General features: G+C 49.6%; 14 protein-coding genes. 8 read left to right on the top strand and 6 right to left on the bottom strand.

Annotation, left to right across the window (positions count from 1 at the left end):
- Positions 1-17: 17 nt before the first annotated feature.
- The 8 genes from BP71_RS14870 to BP71_RS14835 all read left to right on the top strand — a co-directional run bounded on the left by BP71_RS14870 (position 18) and on the right by BP71_RS14835 (position 8,705).
- On the top strand, positions 18-2,561 hold the full coding sequence (locus BP71_RS14870) for a PspC domain-containing protein (protein WP_496380461.1): 2,544 nt from the start codon (positions 18-20) through the stop codon (positions 2,559-2,561).
- A 64-nt stretch (positions 2,562-2,625) separates the two neighbouring features.
- Positions 2,626-3,321: a GIN domain-containing protein gene (locus BP71_RS14865; protein WP_496380459.1), complete on the top strand. Its 696-nt coding sequence runs from the start codon at positions 2,626-2,628 to the stop codon at positions 3,319-3,321.
- Positions 3,322-4,008: 687 nt separating this feature from the next.
- Positions 4,009-4,854, top strand: coding sequence for an outer membrane beta-barrel protein (locus BP71_RS14860; RefSeq protein ID WP_496380457.1), 846 nt, complete (start codon positions 4,009-4,011; stop codon positions 4,852-4,854).
- Positions 4,855-4,872: 18 nt separating this feature from the next.
- Positions 4,873-5,391, top strand: a complete 519-nt coding sequence (locus BP71_RS14855) for an acyl-CoA thioesterase (RefSeq protein WP_496380455.1) — start codon at positions 4,873-4,875, stop codon at positions 5,389-5,391.
- Between the two features lie 54 nt (positions 5,392-5,445).
- Positions 5,446-5,814: a Rid family detoxifying hydrolase gene (locus tag BP71_RS14850; RefSeq protein WP_496380453.1), complete on the top strand. Its 369-nt coding sequence runs from the start codon at positions 5,446-5,448 to the stop codon at positions 5,812-5,814.
- A gap of 143 nt (positions 5,815-5,957) precedes the next feature.
- Positions 5,958-7,508, top strand: coding sequence for a glutamate--tRNA ligase (gene gltX / locus BP71_RS14845; protein ID WP_496380451.1), 1,551 nt, complete (start codon positions 5,958-5,960; stop codon positions 7,506-7,508).
- A 107-nt stretch (positions 7,509-7,615) separates the two neighbouring features.
- Positions 7,616-7,873, top strand: coding sequence for a hypothetical protein (locus tag BP71_RS14840; RefSeq protein WP_496380450.1), 258 nt, complete (start codon positions 7,616-7,618; stop codon positions 7,871-7,873).
- Positions 7,874-7,925: 52 nt separating this feature from the next.
- The gene (locus BP71_RS14835; RefSeq protein ID WP_496380448.1) at positions 7,926-8,705 is read left to right on the top strand and encodes a TIGR00266 family protein; all 780 of its coding nucleotides are present in this window, start codon (positions 7,926-7,928) and stop codon (positions 8,703-8,705) included.
- Positions 8,706-8,758: 53 nt separating this feature from the next.
- Here the strand turns inward: BP71_RS14835 and BP71_RS14830 are convergent, their stop codons facing one another.
- The 6 genes from BP71_RS14830 to BP71_RS14805 all read right to left on the bottom strand — a co-directional run bounded on the left by BP71_RS14830 (position 8,759) and on the right by BP71_RS14805 (position 22,162).
- Entirely contained in the window at positions 8,759-9,760 is a 1,002-nt protein-coding gene (locus tag BP71_RS14830) for a ligand-binding sensor domain-containing protein (RefSeq protein WP_496380446.1), read from the bottom strand.
- A gap of 98 nt (positions 9,761-9,858) precedes the next feature.
- On the bottom strand, positions 9,859-11,895 hold the full coding sequence (locus BP71_RS14825) for a T9SS type A sorting domain-containing protein (RefSeq protein WP_496380444.1): 2,037 nt from the start codon (positions 11,893-11,895) through the stop codon (positions 9,859-9,861).
- Positions 11,896-12,027: 132 nt separating this feature from the next.
- A complete protein-coding gene (locus BP71_RS14820; protein WP_496380442.1) occupies positions 12,028-13,599 on the bottom strand; it encodes a RagB/SusD family nutrient uptake outer membrane protein in 1,572 nt (523 codons plus the stop codon).
- Between the two features lie 38 nt (positions 13,600-13,637).
- Positions 13,638-16,868, bottom strand: coding sequence for a SusC/RagA family TonB-linked outer membrane protein (locus tag BP71_RS14815; protein WP_496380440.1), 3,231 nt, complete (start codon positions 16,866-16,868; stop codon positions 13,638-13,640).
- Between the two features lie 623 nt (positions 16,869-17,491).
- On the bottom strand, positions 17,492-19,003 hold the full coding sequence (locus BP71_RS14810; RefSeq protein WP_496380438.1) for a RagB/SusD family nutrient uptake outer membrane protein: 1,512 nt from the start codon (positions 19,001-19,003) through the stop codon (positions 17,492-17,494).
- A gap of 27 nt (positions 19,004-19,030) precedes the next feature.
- Complete coding sequence (locus BP71_RS14805) at positions 19,031-22,162, bottom strand: SusC/RagA family TonB-linked outer membrane protein (protein WP_496380436.1); 3,132 nt, start codon at positions 22,160-22,162, stop codon at positions 19,031-19,033.
- Positions 22,163-22,244: the final 82 nt, after the last annotated feature.

The raw sequence follows: 22,244 nt of genomic DNA, 5'->3' as shown, positions 1-22,244 counted from the left end.
ATTCGATTATTTCAATCATGAAAAAGACAATCAGCATTAATATAGGCGGCATCATCTTTCACATCGAGGAGGATGGCTACGAGAAACTGAAAGGTTATCTTTCGTCTATCCAGAAGTATTTTTCTTCATTCGCGGATAGCAAGGAGATTCTTTCGGATATTGAAGGGAGGATAGCGGAGCGGTTTTTGAACAAGCAAAAGGCAGAAAGCAAGCAGGTTATTTCGCTTTCCGATGTGGATGAACTGATCGCGGCGATGGGTACGGTAGCCGATTTTGAAGCCATTGAACAGGCAGAGGATATCCTGGCAGATCCATTGGAGACAGCCTCGGCACAAACGAGCGTTCCAAAACAGGAAAGCTATACTTCCTACCAGGCTCCCGGCGTACCCAAGACGGAACCTGCGAAACCCGGTGCACCCCGAAAACTTTATCGCGACTTGCGGAGGAAACTTCTGGGTGGAGTCGGGGCAGGTTTGGCTCACTACTTCACGGTAGACCCGATCTGGGTGAGATTGGCCTTCCTCTTTGCGGTGGTCGGTTTGCCGGCAGGTTCCGGAATGCTCGATTGGAATGCCGAAGATATCTTTGGCCCGATTTCAGGATTTATGGTGCTGGTCTACATCGCAATGTGGGTAGCGTTTCCGGGATCTACGACGTTGGAGGAAGATGCACATATCAAGAAATTTTACCGTGACCCGGACCGTAAAGTGGTGGGAGGGGTTGCCGCCGGTGTCGCTTCATACTTCGGGGTTGATCTGGGAGTGGTCCGTTTCCTTTGGGTACTTTCTATCCTGTTGTTTGGAACCGGTTTCCTGATATATATCGTATTGTGGGTGATAGCGCCGGTGGCCAACACGCTTACCGAAAAAATGGAAATGCAGGGGGAGCCTATTACCCTCTCCAATATAGAGTCTAATATTAAGCAAAGTCTCAATTTGGAAGAAAGAGGGGGAGAAGAGCATGTGGCTACCAAGATTTTGCTGTTCCCATTTCGTGCGATCGCATTGGTGATCGGGGCGTTGGGTAAGTTGCTGAAAGGGCTGGGGCCGATCGTGCGGGTGATGATCGGGGCTTTCCTGATCGGTACTTCGGTTCTCGGGCTACTCGGGCTTATTATTGCAGGTGGGGTAGCATTAGGTTTGACCAACGCTGTTCCATTCGATAACCTGCCTGTTCCATTCCTCATTTACCAGGAGCTGCCCGGGATACTGGTGCTGTCGGGTATTCTGGTCGCGGCCATTCCATTAGTAACATTCCTTTTATTGGGATTAACCCTTGTTTCCAATAAGCGTATCGTTGGTGCGAGTGTCTGGCTGACTTTACTTGGATTGTGGATCGTAGGCGTGATCGGCGCAACAGTTGGCGGTGTGGCTTTTCAACGGAATTTTGCAAAAGGCGGCGAAGTCAATGAGTCTTCATACTATGCGGTTCCCGCGGGGACGCTGACCTTGGATTACCGCGAAGATTACGAAACTGAGAATGTCGATGTCGATATCAAACTGGAAGGCGCAACAGGCGGCGACAGTATTAAGCTTGACAAAAGGTTGTACGCCCGCGGCCGTTCCAGGGAAGACGCAGAGCGCAATGCGCGGAATATCAAGTATGCGATTGATGTCAAAGATTCCGTATTCCTTTTCACTGAGGGGCCTGCACATTCCGGTCGTACACAGTTCCGTGACCAGCAGATCGATCTGGCTGTGAATATCCCTTACAACAAGCCTTTCGTGATGACCCGGGATTTTTATTATCAGCTTAGCGATTGGGAAAGCAGCCAGCAGAATATCAAGCGCTATGATCTGGGGAGGCAGGATGTGATCTGGAGTAACCTGGTTTGGGTGATGAAGCGTGATTCCGGACTGGTTTGTGTGAATATCCCTGCCAAGTATCTCAAGACTGAAAGCGAAGAGAATCAGAATAATTCCGGCTATTCATTCGAATACAATGACAACAGCGATCTTGAACTGGGTGAAAGAGGTAATTACAGCAAGCAATTCCCGGTTTCCGATTTCAAAAAGATCGACATCGGAGGCGCATATTCGATTATCATCCGGCAGGGGCCTGAGTTCAATGTAACTGCGGATTCGGACAACCAGGAAAACATCGATGATATTAAGGTTGTGGTTGAAGACGGAGTGTTACGTGTGAAACGTACCCGTGAGTTTAATTTGTTCGACGGTGACAAGTGGGAGCGGGTAGGATTGGTGATCACGATGCCTACTATCGAAGGACTTTCTCTTTCCGGTGCCAACAAAACGTTGCTTACCGAGTTTACAGGCTTGGCGCGACTGAATGTGGATATTTCGGGAGCTTCCAAGTCGGAGATCAATGTGCAAACTGACCAACTGACTGTAAACGTGTCGGGCGCATCCAAGGCGACTTTGAAAGGTTCGGCCAAATCGGCCAAACTAGACGCTCATGGGGCTTGCAAGGTTACCGCAACAGAAATGAATATCCAGAATGCAGAAGTAGATGCATCGGGTGCGTCGAAGGTCGATCTGAGCCGTGTGCCCAATCTGAATCGCCATGCCAGCGGTGCGAGCAAGATCAATGTGCAGGAATAATTTTGAAGTCGTGCAACTTCCTGCCTAAGGCACTCATCTTTCCAAAAAATCTAACTTAGTAACCATGAAAAGAAAGCAACTATTCCTTCTCGCAGCGATATTGCTGACAACCCTTTCGCTCAGCGCCATCGCTCAGGAAACCCGGAAATTTTCCGCGTCGGGCTTTACGAAATTATCGATGGGCAGCGCCTTCAAGATCGATGTGAAGCAGGGTAATGGTTTTAGCATCGTGGCCACCGGCCGTGCCGAGGATCTGGACGACCTGGAATCATCGGTAAGAGGTGGCACTTTCCACCTGGGATATAAAGGTAATGGCTGGAACAAAAACCGGAAGATGGTAGAAGTGACTGTCGTGATGCCCGCATTGGACGGTGTCGATTTTTCCGGTGCCAGCAAGGCAAATGTGGCGCGTTTCAGCGGTGTAAAGAACATGAGCATCGATGTATCGGGCGCATCACAGGTAACGATGAGCTGCTCTTCGCCCAAAGTAACGGTGGACCTTTCAGGTGCATCATCACTGACACTGGACGGTAACGGTGACGTTCTGACCGGCGATGTTTCGGGAGCTTCATCATTCAAAGGCCGTGAATTCTCTGCCAAAACAGTCAATATCGATGCATCCGGCGCCAGCAGTGCGGCAGTAGTAGCCAGCGCGACGGTCAATGCAGAAGCCAGCGGTGCAAGCAGCATCCGTTATTCGGGCGGTGCCAAGGATGTTCATTCAAGCACATCCGGTGCCAGCTCGGTTAAAAGAGATTAAAGGCAATCATTAATATTCACCACGAACGGAAAGGGGCCTGCATTTGCGGCGCCCCTTTTTTCTGGTTCGGGGTATAGTTAATGACAACCTTCATAATTATAGGTGGTTTTTGTTACATTTTTGCCTCCCGCCGTTACCGATGTTGAAACAGACTTTTCGGGCAGATTGAATGTGTTATACGTGAAGATTGTACTTTCTTCGGTGGTAAACGAATTATCGCTACCGTAGGAAGTTGTTTTGAAATTTATCCGGTTGTTGATGCCGTCGGTATTTTGTACGGTGAGATAAGGGGTTGGGATTCCCTTGAATTCGGTTGAAACCAGCGTTTCGGGATTCCTGGAATTGTCGTAGGCGAATGGTCATCATTTTGGAGAATATCCGTTTTATAGGTTCCAACTGTTTTTAACCCAAAATATCTATTTTCATATACATAAGACTTTCCCAAATACTTGCAGGATGCTTCTTTGTCGACTTCTTTATTTTTGGAGCAGGAAGTTAAAAGAAGATGTAACAGGCAAAGAAGAGTTGCGCATGAAACTGATTTAAGTAAAGTAGATCGCAATTGTGGTATGTTAAGAAAGCTTGTTGAGGGATAAGTTGCAAGTAACCCGGATTAACTTTAACAATTTGGGATAAATCCGATTCTTTTACAACTTGCATGACTCAACACGCATTAATGACACTATAATGACCAGAAAACTTTTACTATCCGTTGCTTTGCTCTGTATACTCTGTCACGAGGCGGCCTGGGCGCAGGGCAGGTCCAAATTCGGTGGCCGGTATGTCGACCCGTTCGGTGTTTTGAGCGTAACGGCGGGTGTAGGTGTAGCCTACTATATGGGTGATCTGAACGACGGTATCAATATGAAGCACCTCGGGCTGGGACCTTCGGTGTCGCTGGGCGCTTTATACCGGTTGACGGAACATGTGAGTGCGCGGGGGGAAATCCGGTTTTACCAGGTTTCCGGGGACCAGAAGTATTCTAAGAATTATCAGAACAACCTTTCCTTTAAAACATTCAATCCAGACGTTAACCTGGGTTTACAAGCTGATCTGTTTGCATATAACCGCCAGGCGCCGATCAATCCCTACCTCTTTGGAGGCGTAGGTTTTACGCATCTGAACCCCAAAGCGAAACTCGAGGGCACCTGGTACAGCCTGGCGCCGCTCACAACAGAAGGAATCAAGTACAAACGAATGCCGCTGGTATTTACCGCCGGGATCGGTGTCTCGGTTAAAACTACACAAAGGCTGAGTCTCGGTCTTGAACTTTGCAACAACTTCGTCAATTCCGACTATCTGGACGATGTAAGTACAGTTTACCCGAATCCCGATCAGCTGCCCAGCGACATCGCCCGCCTGCTTTCGGACCGTTCCTATGAAATCGGGGAACCGCTTCGTCAGCCCGGATGGAACCGTGGAAGTGCCAAAAGCAAGGATAGCTACCTGTTTTTCCAGCTTCGGGCGACCTATTCGATCGGTAACCGTGCCCAGAACATCGAACGAAGGAAAACCCGCTGCCCGAAATTTTAAATCTATTTGAATACCAACATGCTGAAACCGAAAAAGCCCCATCAATCCGAAGTAACCATGACCGAAATGGTGCTTCCCAACGATACCAATACACTGAATAACCTGATGGGTGGAAGGTTGCTGCACTGGATGGACATTTGCGCGGCGATCTCGGCACAAAAACACTCCAATCGTATTGTCGTGACGGCTTCGGTAGATAACGTGTCTTTCACAGAGCCGATCCGCCTGGGCAATATCGTGACCATGCATGCCAAAGTGACCCGTGCATTCAACTCTTCAATGGAAGTATTCCTTGAAGTGTGGGCGGAGGATATTCCCGCCGGTCAGCGGGTAAGTACCAACCGCGCATTTTATACCTTCGTGGCTGTGGATCAGAATGGCAGGCCTATTGAAGTTCCCACGCTGGAGCCCGAGACGGACGAAGAGAAAGAGCTGTTTCTGAGCGCCCTCCGCCGCCGTCAGCTCCGGCTCGTACTGGCCGGACGTATGAATGCGTCCGAAGCTACTGAACTGAAAGCGCTTTTTAAGGTAGAATAAGTCGGTGCAGAAGGCATAATTTGGTAATTTTGCAGGATCAACTCTTTGTTACTTATGCCCAAACAAATCATATTTTCAGACAAAGCACCGGCCCCCATTGGTCCTTACAGCCAGGCTGTTAAAGTAAATGGTACTGTCTATGTTTCAGGTCAGATCGCCGCTGAACTGGCGAAGTCGGGCGATATCAAGGCAGAAACGGGGATGGTCATGCAGAATATCGGGCATATTCTCGGTGCAGCAGGGCTTGGCTTCCACAACGTCGTGAAAGCGAGCATTTTCCTGCGTGATATGAATGATTTTGCCGCTGTAAACGAAATTTATGGCAGCTTTTTTACTAAGGAACCTCCTGCGCGGGAGACTGTACAGGTAGCACGTCTTCCCAAAGATGTGAACGTGGAAATATCGGTGGTTGCCGTTGAGTAACGCCATTGGCGGTCATGTGTGGTCAGTTATAGTCAGTAAGTCAGGTGTTGAATGGGGAGATAATTTAATGACAATACCTGACTATCAATGACAACACCTAACCATCACCGGCAAAAATAATTGAACTTAATTTTTTGAAATAAATGAATAATAGACCTGTCAGGGTACGATTCGCGCCCAGTCCCACTGGTCCGCTACATGCGGGTGGTGTGCGCACAGCCCTGTATAACTATCTGTTTGCGCGCCAGCAAGGCGGCCAGATGCTGCTTCGCATTGAAGATACCGATCAGAACCGGTATGTTCCCGGAGCAGAAGCATATATCCTGGAAGCACTGGATTGGTTGGGAATCCGGATTGACGAAGGTCCGCAGCAGGGCGGTCCTCATGCGCCGTACCGTCAGTCGGAAAGGAAAGAAATGTACCGCGAATATGCGGAAAGGCTGGTTCAGGAAGGGAAAGCTTATTATGCTTTCGATACCACCGAACAGCTCGATGAGATGCGTAAGCGTCTCGAAGCGGCGAAAGTGGCCGCCGTCCAGTACAATGCAATTACGCGCACGGAAATGACCAACTCCCTGACTTTGTCAGCTGAGGAAACAAAGGAACGCCTGGATAGCGGAGAGCCGTATGTGATCCGGATGAAGATCATGCCTAAGGAGGATATCCGTTTCAATGATCTGATTCGTGGGTGGGTAGTGGTGCATTCTTCGCAGATCGACGATAAGGTACTTCTCAAATCGGATGGTATGCCTACTTACCATCTTGCCAACATTGTGGATGACCACCTGATGGGCATTACCCATGTGATCCGCGGTGAGGAATGGCTTCCTTCGGCTCCGTTGCACGTTTTGCTTTATCGTTATCTGGGCTGGGAGAGTACCATGCCGCAATTTGCGCATTTACCGCTTTTACTTAAACCGGACGGAAATGGCAAACTGTCCAAACGGGACGCGGATCTGGGCGGTTTTCCGATCTTCCCGCTGGAATGGACGGATCCCGTTACCGGTGATAAGGCAAGGGGCTTCCGGGAGGAAGGGTATCTGCCCGGTGCAACGGCCAACTTCCTGGCATTGCTGGGCTGGAATGCCGGAACAGAGCAGGAGATTTTCAGTATGGATGAGCTGATCAGTTCATTCAGTTTCGAGCGTGTGCATAAGGCAGGCGCAAGATTCGATATTCAGAAAGCAAACTGGTTTAACCAGCAATACTTAAAACAACTGGATGACGCTGAGATCATCAGCCAGCTGAAACCATTGTATAGCGAAAAAGGAATCCATGTTAATGGGGACCAATTGAGCCAGATCGTTCATCTGTTGAAAGAGCGGGTCCATTTTGTCAAAGAGATTGTTTCCGAATCGCTCTTTTTATTTCAGTCGCCTGAGGAATATGACCAGGATGTAGTGATCAAAAAGTGGAACGAAGAGGCAGTTAATGCGATCTCCGCATTCAAGGACACTCTGGGCGGATTCGAGGGGGATTTTACAGCGCATGACATTAAAGAAGTGCTATCGGCAACAATGGATTCGCTGGGCATCAAAATGGGCAAGGTGATGCAGGCATTGCGCCTGTCGGTAACCGGCGCCGGGGCTGGCCCGGATCTGATGATTATTATGGAGATCCTTGGAAAAGACGAGGTGATCAAACGCCTGGAAAATGCGATAAGCCGCTTGTCAGCGCAAATCAGGCTGGCATAATGCAGATAAAACCGCAGGATCAAATTGCATTGGTGTCCGTGAGATCATTGTATATTTTCGTAATAAGTTGAAAACGGACCGCGCAACGGTCCATTGCTATCAAACACATGGCTAAGAAAAAACAGTCGGATACCTCCAAACCAGCACCCGAAAAACCGCGTGTTCACAAAGACCTCGATGGCTTTGATATTCAGATCAATTCTTTTGGTGAAATCACCACCAGTTTTGACATGGACCGTATCAATGAATTTTTGAATAAAAATGTGGATGACAAAAAGCTTCGTGACCGGGAAGATATTCCGGGAAGAAAGACACGCAAATCCAAAAAGAAAACATCGGAGGAAGAAGAGGAGGAAGAGGAATAGCATGCCACCCGCAAAGTTCAGTTTGACCAACCAATAAACCTTTTACGAAAAGATGATCTCACACGAAATTGACTACAAAATCATTGGCGACGATATCCAGGTCGTTGAAATTGAACTGGATCCGAACGAGACGGTGATCGCGGAAGCGGGTGCCATGTTATTTATGGAAGATGGTATTCAGTTTGAAACCAAAATGGGCGATGGTTCGGAGGCGAACCAAAGCATCATGGGTAAGATTTTCCAGGCCGGAACACGGCTGCTCACAGGGGAGTCGCTGTTTATGACCCATTTTACCAACCGCGGCGTAGGTAAAAAGAAGGTCGCATTCTCAGCCCCGTACCCGGGGACGGTGATGCCGATCGATCTGTCGAAAATCTATGGTAATGAGCTGATCGTCCAAAAAGACGGCTTTCTCTGCGCAGCCATGGGAACGAGCATGAAAATCCATTTTAACCAGCGCTTCGGATCCGGTCTGTTTGGCGGAGAAGGCTTTATTCTCCAAAAAATTAAAGGCGACGGTTTGGCGTTTGTACACGCTGGGGGTGTTGTGATCGAGCGTCAGCTAAACAACGAGACCCTGCGGATCGATACCGGTTGCGTGGTTGCTTTCGAGCAATCGTTGAGCTTCGATATCCAGCGATCCGGTGGTTTGAAATCAATGGTGTTTGGTGGTGAAGGGATGTTCCTGGCCACACTGCGTGGAACGGGGCGCTGCTGGATCCAGTCGATGCCGATCTCCAAACTCATCCAGCGGCTTTCCATTGCCGGGCCTAACGCGCGCAAGGAAAGCGGATCCGTGATAGGAGGTTTGGGAAGTCTTTTTGAGGACTAGTGAGGATCCTATTTAAATGTGAAAGGCGAGCTTAACCGGCCCGCCTTTCGTTTTTATTTCAAAATATAGACTCCTTTGCCTGTACCCAACCATATTTCTCCCGTCGGACTTTGTGCGAATGTAAATACGCCCTCGCTTTCATCCAGGTCTTTCAGCTCCCATTGCCCGTTTTGGAATACGCCATATTCCTTACCGCTCGAAAATGACGCCCAGATGCGGTTTTCACGATCAACGAACACCCTGCGGGTCATATAGATCACTTTATCTTCCTGCGGCAGACTGATGATACTGGCCGACTGACCATTAAAACGGAATATTTGCGGTCGCCCGGTAACCATAGTACTCGAAAGTCCGTAGTCGATCGAAGCAAATAATTCATTTTGTTTGTTGGTGACGATATTCCTGAAGTAGTAGGGGCTGAACCCAAGGTCCTTTGCACTGAACACGTCCCATTTACCTTCCCTAATGCGGACAATCGAAGTAGTGTTGACGCCATCATTGAGCGCAGCCCAAATGACGTTTTGCTGATCTATCGCAATGTCGGCAATGAGATTGCCGGGTAACGCGGAATTTTTTGGCGTAAACGTGCTGAAACGGTTTCCGTCATATTTGTTCAGCCCGCCTTCACCGAAACCACCCGTGGCAAACCAGACGTTGTTGGCTCCATCGATCCCGATCGAACGGACCGCCTTGCCGGGCAGGTTGAATTGTTTGGATTCAAAACGGGTGAATTTTGTACCATCGTATTTGATCAGGTCATCGGTTGCGATCCAGACATTTCCTTTCTTGTCGACCTCAATATCCCAGATGGGGGCTTTGTGTAAAATGGAGTTGGTAGAGTCGAAAACGGCAATGCCTGTCGCGTTGTAGCGGATCAGTCCCAGGTCGAGCGTACCCATCCAGGCCGTGCCGGAAGCGTCGAAGGCGATGGATATCACATGATAATTTTGGAATGAAGCTCCTGAAATATCCAGCGGAACAGGAACTTCGTTCTCCCCCTTTTTGCAGGAATCTAATAATGTCAGAAGGAGTAAAGAGAGCAGCAGTTTTTTCATAGCGGAAGGGGCGGTTGGTTTGGGAACGAAGAACTGACCTCAAGGACACCTTTATATTTCAGAAGGTTGGAACGGGTTGAAGTACAGCCTGATATGTGTTATTTGAAGATGATGTTCCGCGTACTGATTTGGTCGGATGAGCCGATCTGCAATATGTATTTCCCGGCTGGCAAAGGATAGTACGGCCGTATCGAAGTGAGTCCCACGGCCTCTCGTTCCGAAGTTAAAATGGGGTGTTCCCTGCCTGCAGCGTCAAAAAGCCGGTATTGTACTTCCTTGCTTTCCGAAGGCATCACGAAAAACTGCTGTCGGGTGACGGGGTTTGGGAAGATGGTCCAGGATGCCGGTGCACCATTGCGGAAAACCGTAACGATAGTCGAATGGGTGGCTTCGGCATCAGAATACTCCATTCTCACACGATAAAAGGCCGTATTTGTTCCTGGATTGGAATCCGTGAAGCCAAACACACCGGATTGCCCGTTTGCGGGAGGTGTGAAACTTTGCAAATCGCTGTAATTAATTCCGTCGGTAGTCTTTTGCAAGACCATTTGCTGCAAACCCGGTACCGGCGCTGTTACCCAGGCAATATGCAGGGACTGCCCGACGATTCTTGCCGAAATGTTATTGACATACTCGATGGTTTTGTGCGCGCGATCAATGTAGAAAGGCCCGGATAAGCTACCTGGCAGCACGGGATTCAGGCCGGTGAGACGAAGGCTGTAAATCCCATTGGCAAGTCCCGACGGCAATCGCACCGTGAGTGGAGTGACGGCAGTAATGTCTGCTATCCCCGCAAAGTTTCCCTGGTCGTCCATGACCTCTGCACCTATGCGGAGGGTATCGGGGGCTTTACCGGTGGTGTGGTAGGGCAAAATAAAAGTCGCCCCTGCGTGCATGCGGGAGGGCGTAACACCTGGGTGCAGTGTGTACGCTGGTCGCACAGGAACCGTTTTGCGGATCGCAGAATCGGCCAGGCTCCTGTTCCAGGCGGTAGCGGCTAGGGTAAGTCCCTGGATTCCGCCCGAAACATTTTCAAAATGCCCCGAAACAGGTCGTGGAATCTGAATCGTGTCGAGATAGGGGCCTTGGAAGACATTTAAACCCGACGTGGTAATCAGCCGGTTTTGTGCATTAAGGACCGGAAGATAGGGGTCGGGCTTGGAGTTGCTTGCCGAATTGCGTGCCAAATACCAGGCGACCTGGTAACCTGCATCCCTACGACTATTCTGGATCAGGGTCTTAATGCCATTGAAATAGTCCTCTTCCTTAAAACCCAGCTGGGCGTCATTTTCGCCGTGCGACCAAAGTACGGCCCGTATGCCGGTTGAAGCGGTCATGTATCGCATGGTGTTGACAATATTGCTGTAAGGCTGCCGGTTGGGCCAGTATTTACCGACATACAGGTTATACGCATCCTTGCCGGAGGCGGCGTCACGGTAGTTCTCCGCATTGGCCGCCGCCCATGCTGCGTTGAAAAATAGGACTGGTGTTTTCCACTTTTTAAACAGCATATCACCCAGCTCCCCCCAATACCAGGACGTCTCGCCGTTCGGGAAAATGAGATTTTCATGAGTCAGTACTGTGAATTGCGGCGCCAGCATCGGACCATCCGGAGCTACGGTAATATTCTCGTGGTTGAGGGTTTTATTGGTAGCATTAAAAGAAATAACATTGGAAGTCGCATTTTTAGAGCCAAGGCCAGGTAGCCCCATAGCATTGGAATTTCCGGTGATCAGAAACACTTCCCCTATGCCTACCCGGTCGACAATGGCTGAGTCAATAATACCATCGGCCGCTGTTCCGATAAGTTTTAGCTTGTACCAGCCCGTGGAGGCGGCGAATGTGGTATTAAGAAATCCCTGTGTGGTTTGATCCGCCGTGAACAGGTGATCCTGTGCAGGTTGTGTATTTCCTTCAATGGGTGCCAGCGTTGCCGTAACGCTGGAATAAGGGTAGTGGGCATAAGCGCTAACCGTGATCGTGGCAGTTCCGGATGCATTCCGCTGCATCACCAGGTTGCGAGCAGGGGACGTAATAACGAGCTGTGCCCGGCAAGAGCCGTAACTGATGAGCAGCAATAAACTGATCCGGAGATACAAAGGCCGGGAGGCAGCGCGATAAATCCATTCCAACATGGGCTATTACCTGGGGTTGTTTTGGGGATGAATATAAGGGAAAATGGTTTGCGGGGATGATCGCCTGGATGAAGAACGAAAAAAGCCGGCCCTCATATGAAGGCCGGCTTTCACAAAACAGATAAGAAAATATCAATTATAACCTGGGTTTTGTGGCGTCAGGTTTGGGTTGTTTCTCATTTCCTGGGTACCCAATGGGAACAGCAGGTGCTTTGCCTGCAAAGGTACACCGGAACCTACGTTCAGGTTGAGGTGGCCCACGAATTCATCAAACCCTTTGGTTTTCTCGTTGAACACTTTACGCAGACGCACCATGTCGAACCAGGTAATACCTTCATAGGCAAACTCATACCAGCGCTCTCTCCAAACTGCTTCGCGGAAAGAGTTTGCGGTGAAGGTAGCTTTTGCGGGAGTAACCAGTTGAGCGCGGTCACGGATGCGTTTGTAAGCATTATAAGCTTCGTCAGTCGGGCCCTCTATTTCGTTCTGTGCTTCCGCGTAGATCAGCAGTACTTCTGCGTAACGAATCAGGTTTACATTCAGGTTGTTAAGCCTGGTAGGTGTGATACCAGGGCCGCCTAATGCCGCTATGTTGAAGTATTTGAACACGTAAGGAGCACCGAGCTCAAAGGGAGCGCCTGTACCATTCGTGTAGTAAGAGGTATAAAACCATCCCTCCTGATCCTTTGTACGAAGGTCTCCTTTTTCAAATGAGTCGTAGAACGACCGTGTAGGTACCGTACTTCCCGTTCCGCTCAGTCCTGCATAGGTCACCGCTTTGAAGTTGGGGAAGTAGTCATTCAATGGGAAACCAGCGACCGCCGTATTGTACTGGATCTGGAATAGATGTTCCAGCCTGTTTTTCAGGTTTTCCTGGTGAAGCTCCTTGTAGGTAGCAAACAAATTAACGGTTGAAGGATTCGCCTTGGAATAGGTAATCACTTCAAAGGCTTTGTCGGCAGCCAGCTTGTAATGGGAGGCACCCTTCTTCAACGGGAAGCCCGCCATTGTCAGGTAAACCTTCGACAAAAGCGCTTTGACTGCCATTTGCGTAGCACGTCCGTTTGTTGCGAATGCCGGAAACCCTGCGGCTTCGGCAGCGACCAGATCTTCCACGATGAGCTTGTAGATCTCTTCCTGAGGTGCTCTGGACGGGAAAAAGTCTTCCGATTCAGAAGTTTGTGGCTTGGTGATCAACGGAGCATCTCCCCACAGCCTCACCACGTTGAAATAAGCCCATGCTCTTAAGAACCGTGCTTCGCCCAGCAGCTTCACCTTCTGCGGCTCATTGGCAGCTGGAAATGTGATCCCGGGAATTTTTTCCAGGGCAAGGTTTGCATTGGCGATAATCCGGTACAGACCATTCCACCAGTTGCTGGTGTGAGCAGTGTTGCCGTCGTGGATAAGCGAGTAAAGGTTGTTCAGGTCGGAATTTTGCCCGGTTTCAGTGGTAGCGGTTCCGGTAACAGCTTCGAGAAGTTGCCAGTTGGCAGAGAAGATCCCAGCACCTTCACCATAAAAGCGTAACTCCGAATAGGTAGCAGCGATGGCCGCCTCCGCGTGATCGGGAAGCGTGTAGAAATTGTCCGGCTGAAGGTTAGACGGATCCTGCTCATCGAGGAAGTCGGAGCAACTCGTCGGACCCAGCAAAATTGCCCCTAGGAGCAATATTTTAGAGATATTTTTGATATTATAAAGTTTCATGCTGAATGTCATTTTGGATGATACAACGGTTCTGGCCATTAGAATGCGATCTGTAAACCTGCCATATAAGTGGTTGGTCTAGGATAGCCATGCCAGATCATACCCTGTGAGAATACGTTGTCGGCATCTCCTCCGCGAATCGGTGTCGCCTCCGGATCTCCATGCGGATATTTGCTGAGCAAGAAGAAGTTTTGTGCAGAAACATAGAGTCTCAGTCTGCTCATCTTGATTTTGCTCGCAATCTCAGCAGGGAAGTTGTAACCGAGCAATAGGTTCCGGCCGCGCAGGAATGATCCGTCGAAAATCCAGTGGGTGTCCACGTTCGTTACATAACCTGCTTTGGTATCCCGGATTTCTGCGATCTGTGAATTTTGATTGCTCGGTGTCCAGGCGCCCAGAACGGTCGCGTAACTGTTGGCAAGGGCCTGACGGTCCTCGCTGGCGTGCAGGTTCATGTCCATCAAGTCATTTCCGTACGAGAATTGCATGTCGAAAGTCAGGTCAAAATTGCCGTAGCGGACGGTGTTGGAAAGGGATCCCCAGCCTTTTGGACTACCGTTTCCGATAATGCTGCGGTCGGCATCGGTGATCGCGTTGTCTCCATTGACGTCTTTGTACTTGATATCGCCGGGCAGCATTTTGAGGTTACCACGATAGCTGGTGAACTTGGCAGCCTGATCTCTTTCGGCCTCGCTCCATGTACCCAGGCGTGTAAGACCCCAGAAAGCGCCAACAGGCTCTCCGATACGGATAATGCTGGTCTGGTTGGTGATCGAAGGACCGCCTACCCCGAAAATGTCAGCAGGCGTGGCCAGTGACAACACTTTGTTTCTGTTGAACGAGATATTGAAGTTGGTATTCCATGAAAACTTGGCTGTCTCGATGTTTACCGTGTTCAGGGTAAACTCAAATCCCTTGTTTTCCATCGAACCGATGTTCTTTCTCATTACAGCGTAACCACTTGTACGGGGAACGGGTGCATCCAGGAGCATGTCCGTTGTTTTCCGGTAGTAGTAGTCTGCTTCCAGGGAGATTCTTCCCTTAAAGAAACTGATTTCGACCCCGGCATCGGTTTGCGCTGTTTTTTCCCACCTCAGATCCTTGTTGGGCAACCTGTTGATACCGGTTCCGCTGATCCTGGTATCGTTGTAGATCGTAGCATAGTTGGATCTTAGCAACGGTAATGATGAATACGGTGGGATTTCCGAGTTACCTGTCAAACCATAGCTGGTACGTACTTTAAGGTTGGAAATCAATGTGTTGCCTTTCAGGAACTCTTCATCCGAAACTTTCCATGCAAGCGCGGCAGACGGGAAGAACGAGAATTTGTGGTTTTCCCCGAATTTGGAGGAACCATCAGCCCGGCCGGTTACCGTGAATAGGTATTTGTCCAGCAACGTGTAGTTCACACGACCGAAGTACGAATTAAATGCGAAACGTTGTGCACCTGATACGTAAGGGTTGGTAGATGGTAAGGTCGCTCCCGCACCAAGGTTATCATAACCGAAATAGTCGGTCGAGAAATTTTGTGCACCCACACCGGTGGTAGCGACATTCGTTTCCTGCCATGAAATACCGGCAAGTACATTAAATGAGTGAACGCCGAAGGTTTTGTTATAGGTCAGCAAGTTTTCCCATGACCAGAAGGTCTCCTTTCTGTTTTCCTTTCTCGCCGTACCCAGTTCATTGGGGGTTAGCGTGCGGGTTTGTGACTGGTTCGCTTCCTGGGTAATGATATTGACACCCAATACAGAACGGAATTCCAGGCCTTTGGCAAGGGTTACGTTTCCGTAAAGACTACCAAGCGTTGTTTGTGTATTGAGGTGAAACTTCCGTCCGTATAACCTGTGTACCGAACTGAACGAACCCTCTGCACCCGGATAATCTCGGTTGTTGGCATAGGTTCCATCGGGATACTTCACAGGAAGAAAAGGAAAATCTTCCACCATCTGGCGGGGAACAGCATCGCTGATGTCGACAAGGTTTTCAGCCTGGTTGTTATAGCTCAGGGTTCCACCGATACGTAACCATTTTTTGACCTGGTCATCGATGCTGAAACGGGTAGCATAACGCTTCAGATACGATGTTTTGATCAAACCCTGGTCGTCGCGGTAGTTGAGCGACAATGAATAAGTGGTTTTGTTGTTACCACCGCTGAAACCCAGCTGATGGTTTTGAGAAACCCTGTTCTGTGTTGCTTCTCTGAACCAGTCGGTATCGTAGTTGGGGCTGAATGAACCATCCGGCTGGACTGTAAAAATATCAGGGTGAGCAGCTTGCAATTGTGCGCGACGTACCTGAGGATCATGCGACTTATATTTTCCGGATTTCCAGCCATCCGGATCGTATTTCTCCATATTCTTGTAGGCAAGGTCTTCCACCTGCATGTATTGCTTGGCGTTCAGGACTTTTGCTCTTTTGGGACCAGCTGTTGGTACGCTCAAATCAAGGCCATAGGTAACAACGCCCTCGCCGGATTTGCCTCTTTTGGTGGTGATCATAATCACCCCATTGGCACCTCTGGCCCCGTAGATCGCCGTGGATGAAGCGTCTTTCAGTACTTCCACAGACACGATGTCGTTCGGGTTGATAAAGTCGATAGCCTGGCTCTGCTGGTTCTGATTCGCTTGCGGCAACATTACGCCATCCACCACATACAATGGGTTGTTGGACGAGTTGATGGAGCTGAACCCGCGTATACGTACGTTGGCGCGACCACCCGGGCGACCCGAGTTCACGTTCACCTGTACCCCGGAGATCTTACCCTGCAATGCCTGGTTCAGGGACGGGGCGGGGCGTTCTTTCAATTGCTCTTCTTTGACGGAACCAACGGAACCGGTAAGGTCGGATTTCTTTGCGGTACCGTACCCGATCACGACTACTTCACTCAATGCCTTGGAGTCGGACTGAAGTGCAAGGTCGAGCGACGTGCGGTTACCTACAACAACTTCCTGGCTTATATAGCCTACAAAGCTGAAAACGAGGGTCGCGTTGTCGGGGATGGAGAGCGTGTAATTACCTTCTCCGTCTGTGGTGGTACCCGTGCTGGTTCCTTTGAGCACGACGTTCACGCCAGGGAGACCGTCACCGGTTTCCTGATCAGTTACCTTTCCTTTGAGTGTTTTATCGGCGCGGATAATGGAAGCAATTCCGGAGTTGGCGTGGTTTGCGGTCGCCAGCATTGGGCTTGCGAGCGCGGGCAGGAGCAATAGGGAATTTCGGATGCCCCTCACTCGGAGCAACCATTGATAGGTATCGGTATTTTTCATCTAGTAGGCTTGTTAAACGTTTCTCATGCAGTGTTGGAAATCGCGAATCGTAGTAGTTTTCAGCAGATTGTTAGGCGGTTGCTTTTCTTTTTTAATCATAGTTCTCGGTTTACAGTTAACAATGTTCGTTTATGGGTAAAAAATTATACTTGGTATTCAATTAATTACATTCCATTAAGGCCATAGTTTTCCATCGCCTGGATTTTTGAAATCAAATCTTGATCACTTGGTCTGGCAACACTGTTTCAAAGAAGGCAATGGTAACGCTGCGTCTTCGCTGGCGGAGGATGGAATTAGGAGATTAAGCCCGGGCATAAGCCGGTAATCTGCCGGTAAAATGCTTCAAAAGTGAGTGGCGTCAGTGGGCATTAATAAAAGTCTTTAAAAAAACGCATTGCAATATTATGATATTTTACAATAGTTTTCGAATAACGAGCGTTAAAAAACATAAATATTTGTGCAAACGTTTGCATAATTTGTGTGCTGAAAATTACTTTTCTGTCAAATAATCAACTAGTTACGAAGTCGACAATACACAAAGAGCCGCCGTTAGGGCAATATCCCGTCCGGCGGCTCTTTGTCAAAATCCTATAATTTTAGGTTATTATAGTGCTGATATTTAGTTAAAATCCTACATTTTGAACCAGCGATTTGTTATTATCTGTTTCCCGCTGCGGGATAGGTAAGAGCAGGTTCTTCTCGGTGAAGGTTTTGCCATAGACCGTCTTGTGGCCCACAAAATTGTCCCATTGTTTCGTGATATCGTTACGGACCTTTCTGGTGCGGAGCATATCAAACCACATCTTGCCCTCATAGCAGAGTTCGAAGTATCGCTCCGCCCACACAGCCTTTTCGAACTCATCAACGTTGGTAGTAGCGACAGCTGGTAATTGTGCCCGTTTACGCACATCATTCAAGGCCTTTAGTGCCTGCTCATTCGGTTTTCCCTCGGCACGGTTGGAAGCCTCGGCGTACATGAGCAGGAGATCCGCATACCGGTAGATCGTATAGTTGATATTGGCCTTTGAGTCATTGTCGATCGCCTGCTTGTCAAAGTATTTATAGATGTAGTATCCGCCCAGGTTCAGGCTGTCGCGTCTCGGATCGCCGGCCGGATAGTCGCTCGGATGTCCTTTGTAATAGGTGTAAAAGAATTGTTTTTCTCTGGCGCGTTTGTCGCCTTTCTCATAGCTTTCCACAAATTCCTTCCGCGGGATGAGTCCGCCATATTCGTCGGAATAGGCCGCTATGCCACTGAATGCCGGCAGCGTGACGGGTGTAAGGCCGTTGTTACGGATGTCTTTTTCATGCTGTACCTGGAATATAAACTCCACCTGGTTGCGATTGGCGGGAACGATCATATCGGTGTATTCCGGGAAAAGTGAAAATGTACCGCTGTCAATGAGTTCTTTCGAACGCTTCGCCGATTCTGCGTAAGCAGCGGCCCCGCCTTGAACCGGGAAACCCGCATAGGTTAGGTATACATGCGCAAGCAATGATTTGATAGCCCCTTTCGAAACCCGGCCGTTGGTATCCCGCCATGGCAATGTCGACTTTTCGGCTTCCAGCAGATCCGGAATGATGATCTCGTCATAAATTTCCCTGGCGGCGGACCGTGGCGTCTGCACTTCGTCGAGCGAGGTGATCAGCGTGGTAATCTTGGGCAGGTCTCCGAACATTCTTACCAGCTGAAAGTAATACAATGCGCGCATGGTTTTGGCCTCTGCGATCATATTGGTCTTGGTGGCGGCAGGCAGCGTAGTGATTTCACCGATCTTTTGAATAGCCAGATTAGCCCGGGCAATACCAGAATACATCCCGGCCCACCAGTTATCAATGTAAAAAGCCCTCGCGTCGTATTCGAGATTAAAAAACTTGAATGCTTCGGTCTGAGAGTTTCCATCGGATTTACCAGTCATAAACTCCGTAAGGGATGCATTGTTGCCGCCCCATCCGCCGCCACCGTTGTTGAAGGTGCCGATCTGAGAATAAGCGCCGTCTACGAAAGCACGTGCGATTTCCGGGCTGGAAACAGTCGAAGAAGTGGTAAGCTGGCCGGTCGGGTTCTCGGTCAGGAAGTCATCGCAGGAAATCAGGCCCAGCGTAAGACAGGTATACAGAATATGTTTTTTCATTGTCGTAGTCAGTTTGTGGGTAGTACCTTAAAACACAATGTTCAAACCAAGGTTGTAGGTCCTGGGGCGCGGATACTGAAAGAACTCCATATTGGCGTTCAACTGGCCCCCAAATCCGGTCAAGGCTTCGGGGTCATAACCCGAGTAATCGTCGATCAGGAAGAAGTTTTGTGCGCTGGCGTAGATGCGCAGACGTTGAAAATTCACCTTCCCGAATTTTGTTGGCAGCGAATAGCCCAGCACAATGTTCTGTCCACGGATGAACGAACCGTCTTCGACCCACCAGTCGTCCATGTGCGTGTCATAACCTGCATTATAATGGCGGATCTGTGCGATGTGGGTGTTCTGGTTTTCCGGCGTCCAGGCATCGAGCACCGTACGGGAACTGCTCGCGATCGCCTGGCGGTCTTCTACCGAATGCTTGGTGGCGTTCACTGTATTTACACCCATGACGATGCGGATATCGAAGGATAAATCGAATTTGCCGAGCTGGAATGTGTTGGCGATGTTCAGGTTCCATTTAGGGTAGGACCGACCGATGATCGTTTCGTCCTTCCCGTCAATTTTTCCGTCGTTGTTGATGTCCTCCCATTTCAGATCGCCCGGCAGCCGGCCATATTCGGCAGCTTTGCCGGCCTCGTCGCTTCCCCAGGTACCAAGCCTGCGATATCCCCATAACGTACCGATCGGCTGGCCAATCCGCAGAATATTGGTGTTGCCGAGAAAATTGGGGCCAGGAAATATGTCATCTCCGTTTTTACCGAGTTTGAGCACTTTGTTCTTGTTGGCGGAGAATGCAAAATTGGTACTCCAGTTGAAGTTTTCGCGGGCAATGTTGCGGGTATTCAGCCCGATTTCGATCCCGCGGTTCTCGACAGATCCAATGTTTTGCGTGACAGAACTTAACCCTGTCGACCATGGGATAGGGGCATTCAGCAGCAGGTCTTTGGTGATTTTGTGGTAATAATCTACGGTCAGGTCGATTCGGTTGTTGAACAGGCCCATATCCACTCCGATGTCGAGCTGGTTGGTAAATTCCCAGCGAAGGTCGGAATTCCCGAATGAGCCACGCCAGATACCGGTTTGTCTCGCCCCGCCCAGCAGCACATCACCGGTGCTCAGGAATTGCTGGGAGGCATACTGACCAATCTCCTGGTTCCCGGTTTTGCCATAGCTTGCACGGAGTTTGAGGTTTGTGATCACTGTATTCGCTTTCAGGAAATCCTCCTGGCTCACATTCCAGGCAACAGCTGCGGAGGGAAAGAAAGCATATTTGTTGTTGACCCCGAATTTTGAAGCACCGTCATAACGTCCGGTAAAGGTGAAGAGATAGCGGTCGCGGAAGCTATAATTCAATCGGCCGAAATATGAATTCAATGACCATTCCTGGTCGCTGGAATTAGGCTTGACCAATGTATTTCCAACATTGAGATTATGCCAGCCCCAGAAATCGTCGATGAAGTTTTGTGCCGTGACGCCAAAATTTTCCCACGAACGTTTTTGCCATGACAATCCGGCAAGGGCCGTTATATTATGATCGGTACCGATGGCTTTGTTGTAATTGAAGTAATTCTCAAACTGCCAGTAGAATTCGTTATTGGCCGAAATGCTGGCCGATCCTTTCTGGTCTGCCGACAATGCATTGAGATCCCTGCCCGAGTAAAAGTTGTTTTTATCGAACCGGAACTCGTAGCTGTAATTGGTGCGCAGGGTCAGATCGGGTGTAAACTTGATATTAGAGTAAAGCTGCCCGAGTATTTCGGTGCGCGGGTTGGTTTGGGTACGCTGGTCTGCGATGCGGACGGGGTTCTCGCCGCCTTCCATTCCCGGCCAATCCTTGTTGCGCCCCCAGCTGCCATCGGGATATTTGATGGGTAAAATGGGAACAGCTTCGAACACCATCCTCGGGACATTCAATCCGCCGGAACCCCCATCAACCTCCTTGATGAGTGCCTTGTTGATAAAGATGCTTCCGCCTACTTTCAGCCATTTGGTGGCGTCATTGTCCAGGGTTAGTTTGGCGGAATAGCGGGTCAGATTAGAGTGGCGCATTAAGCCGCCCTGGTCGGTATACCCAACTGAAATGCTGTAAGCACTTTTCTCGCTGCCCCCGCGAACTGCCAGTTCATGGTTTTGAGCCCAGGTTGGTTTGTATATTTCCTTCTCCCAATCGGTGTTGTATTTCGGTTTGCCGTTGGCATCGAAAAGATTAGGGAAATTGGCAGGCAGGTTACGAACATATTTGCCATCCTTGAAGCCCTGTTCGTCGAATTTGGCTGCATTGTCGAATGCAGTATTGTAAACTTTCATAAACTCTTCGGACGTCAGTGTCCCGAGCCTGCTTGCCGGGGTAATGTAGGAACCCCATACATCGTAAGAGATTTGCGTCGCACCGGACTTTCCGCGTTTGGTAGTAATGATAATAACTCCATTGGCACCCCGCGCTCCATAGATGGCGGTTGCCGACGCGTCCTTCAACACTTCCAGCGATTCTATATCGTTCGGATTGAGTAAGTTCGGGTTACTGACCCCTACGATCCCGTCGATCACGTACAACGGTTCCAGACTGGAGTTGATAGAACCCACCCCGCGTATCCGTATGCGGGGCTGGTAACCGGGTGCCGAAGAGTTGACGGCCACGTCCACGCCCGGTATACGGCCCTGTAACGACTGTGCCACGTTGGTAGCCTGCCGGTCGAGCAGCTTTTCGCCTTTAATAGCTCCCACAGAGCCGGTCAGATCGCTTTTTCGCACCGTTCCGTACCCGATCACGACTACTTCATCCATGCTCTTGCTATCCACTTTCATGGTGACATTGACCTGCGTGCGATCGCCGACGGGCACTTCCAGTTTCTCATACCCTACGAAGCTGAATACCAGCACAGCGCTATTGTCATTCACTTTGATTTCATAATCTCCGTCCGAGTTCGAAGACGTTCCCTGGCTGGTACCTTTCACGATGATGTTGACACCGGGCAATGACGAGCCGTTCTCAGAATCGCTGATGCGGCCTTTGACTGTTTTTTCCAGGGGGCCGGAAGCACCGGCTATGCCGTACGTTATCGATAAAAACAGGAGCAAAAGAGCGGTGAGAGGCAAAAAGGAATGGGGCATAGCACCGGTCGGCGCTATGCGCAATGGGGTAGTGTTCTTTTTCATTTGTTAGGTTTTTGGAGTAGTAATGAAAATAAGAAGTACTGGCTGGCGCGGCTGCGCGATTAGCTGCAGGGATGTTGCATAG

The sequence above is a fragment of the Dyadobacter ginsengisoli DSM 21015 genome (assembly GCF_059568735.1).
This window is presented reverse-complemented; position numbering and strand designations above follow the sequence as displayed.

What these genes read in the sequence shown, in the direction of transcription:
- BP71_RS14835 (WP_496380448.1), top strand. Translation starts at nt 7,926, where the DNA reads ATGATCTCACACGAAATTGACTACAAAATCATTGGCGACGATATCCAG.
- BP71_RS14850 (WP_496380453.1), top strand. Translation starts at nt 5,446, where the DNA reads ATGCCCAAACAAATCATATTTTCAGACAAAGCACCGGCCCCCATTGGT.
- BP71_RS14825 (WP_496380444.1), bottom strand. Translation starts at nt 11,895, where the DNA reads ATGTTGGAATGGATTTATCGCGCTGCCTCCCGGCCTTTGTATCTCCGG.
- BP71_RS14815 (WP_496380440.1), bottom strand. Translation starts at nt 16,868, where the DNA reads ATGAAAAATACCGATACCTATCAATGGTTGCTCCGAGTGAGGGGCATC.
- BP71_RS14860 (WP_496380457.1), top strand. Translation starts at nt 4,009, where the DNA reads ATGACCAGAAAACTTTTACTATCCGTTGCTTTGCTCTGTATACTCTGT.
- BP71_RS14840 (WP_496380450.1), top strand. Translation starts at nt 7,616, where the DNA reads ATGGCTAAGAAAAAACAGTCGGATACCTCCAAACCAGCACCCGAAAAA.
- BP71_RS14870 (WP_496380461.1), top strand. Translation starts at nt 18, where the DNA reads ATGAAAAAGACAATCAGCATTAATATAGGCGGCATCATCTTTCACATC.
- BP71_RS14830 (WP_496380446.1), bottom strand. Translation starts at nt 9,760, where the DNA reads ATGAAAAAACTGCTGCTCTCTTTACTCCTTCTGACATTATTAGATTCC.
- BP71_RS14805 (WP_496380436.1), bottom strand. Translation starts at nt 22,162, where the DNA reads ATGAAAAAGAACACTACCCCATTGCGCATAGCGCCGACCGGTGCTATG.
- BP71_RS14820 (WP_496380442.1), bottom strand. Translation starts at nt 13,599, where the DNA reads ATGAAACTTTATAATATCAAAAATATCTCTAAAATATTGCTCCTAGGG.
- BP71_RS14865 (WP_496380459.1), top strand. Translation starts at nt 2,626, where the DNA reads ATGAAAAGAAAGCAACTATTCCTTCTCGCAGCGATATTGCTGACAACC.
- BP71_RS14810 (WP_496380438.1), bottom strand. Translation starts at nt 19,003, where the DNA reads ATGAAAAAACATATTCTGTATACCTGTCTTACGCTGGGCCTGATTTCC.
- BP71_RS14855 (WP_496380455.1), top strand. Translation starts at nt 4,873, where the DNA reads ATGCTGAAACCGAAAAAGCCCCATCAATCCGAAGTAACCATGACCGAA.
- gltX (WP_496380451.1), top strand. Translation starts at nt 5,958, where the DNA reads ATGAATAATAGACCTGTCAGGGTACGATTCGCGCCCAGTCCCACTGGT.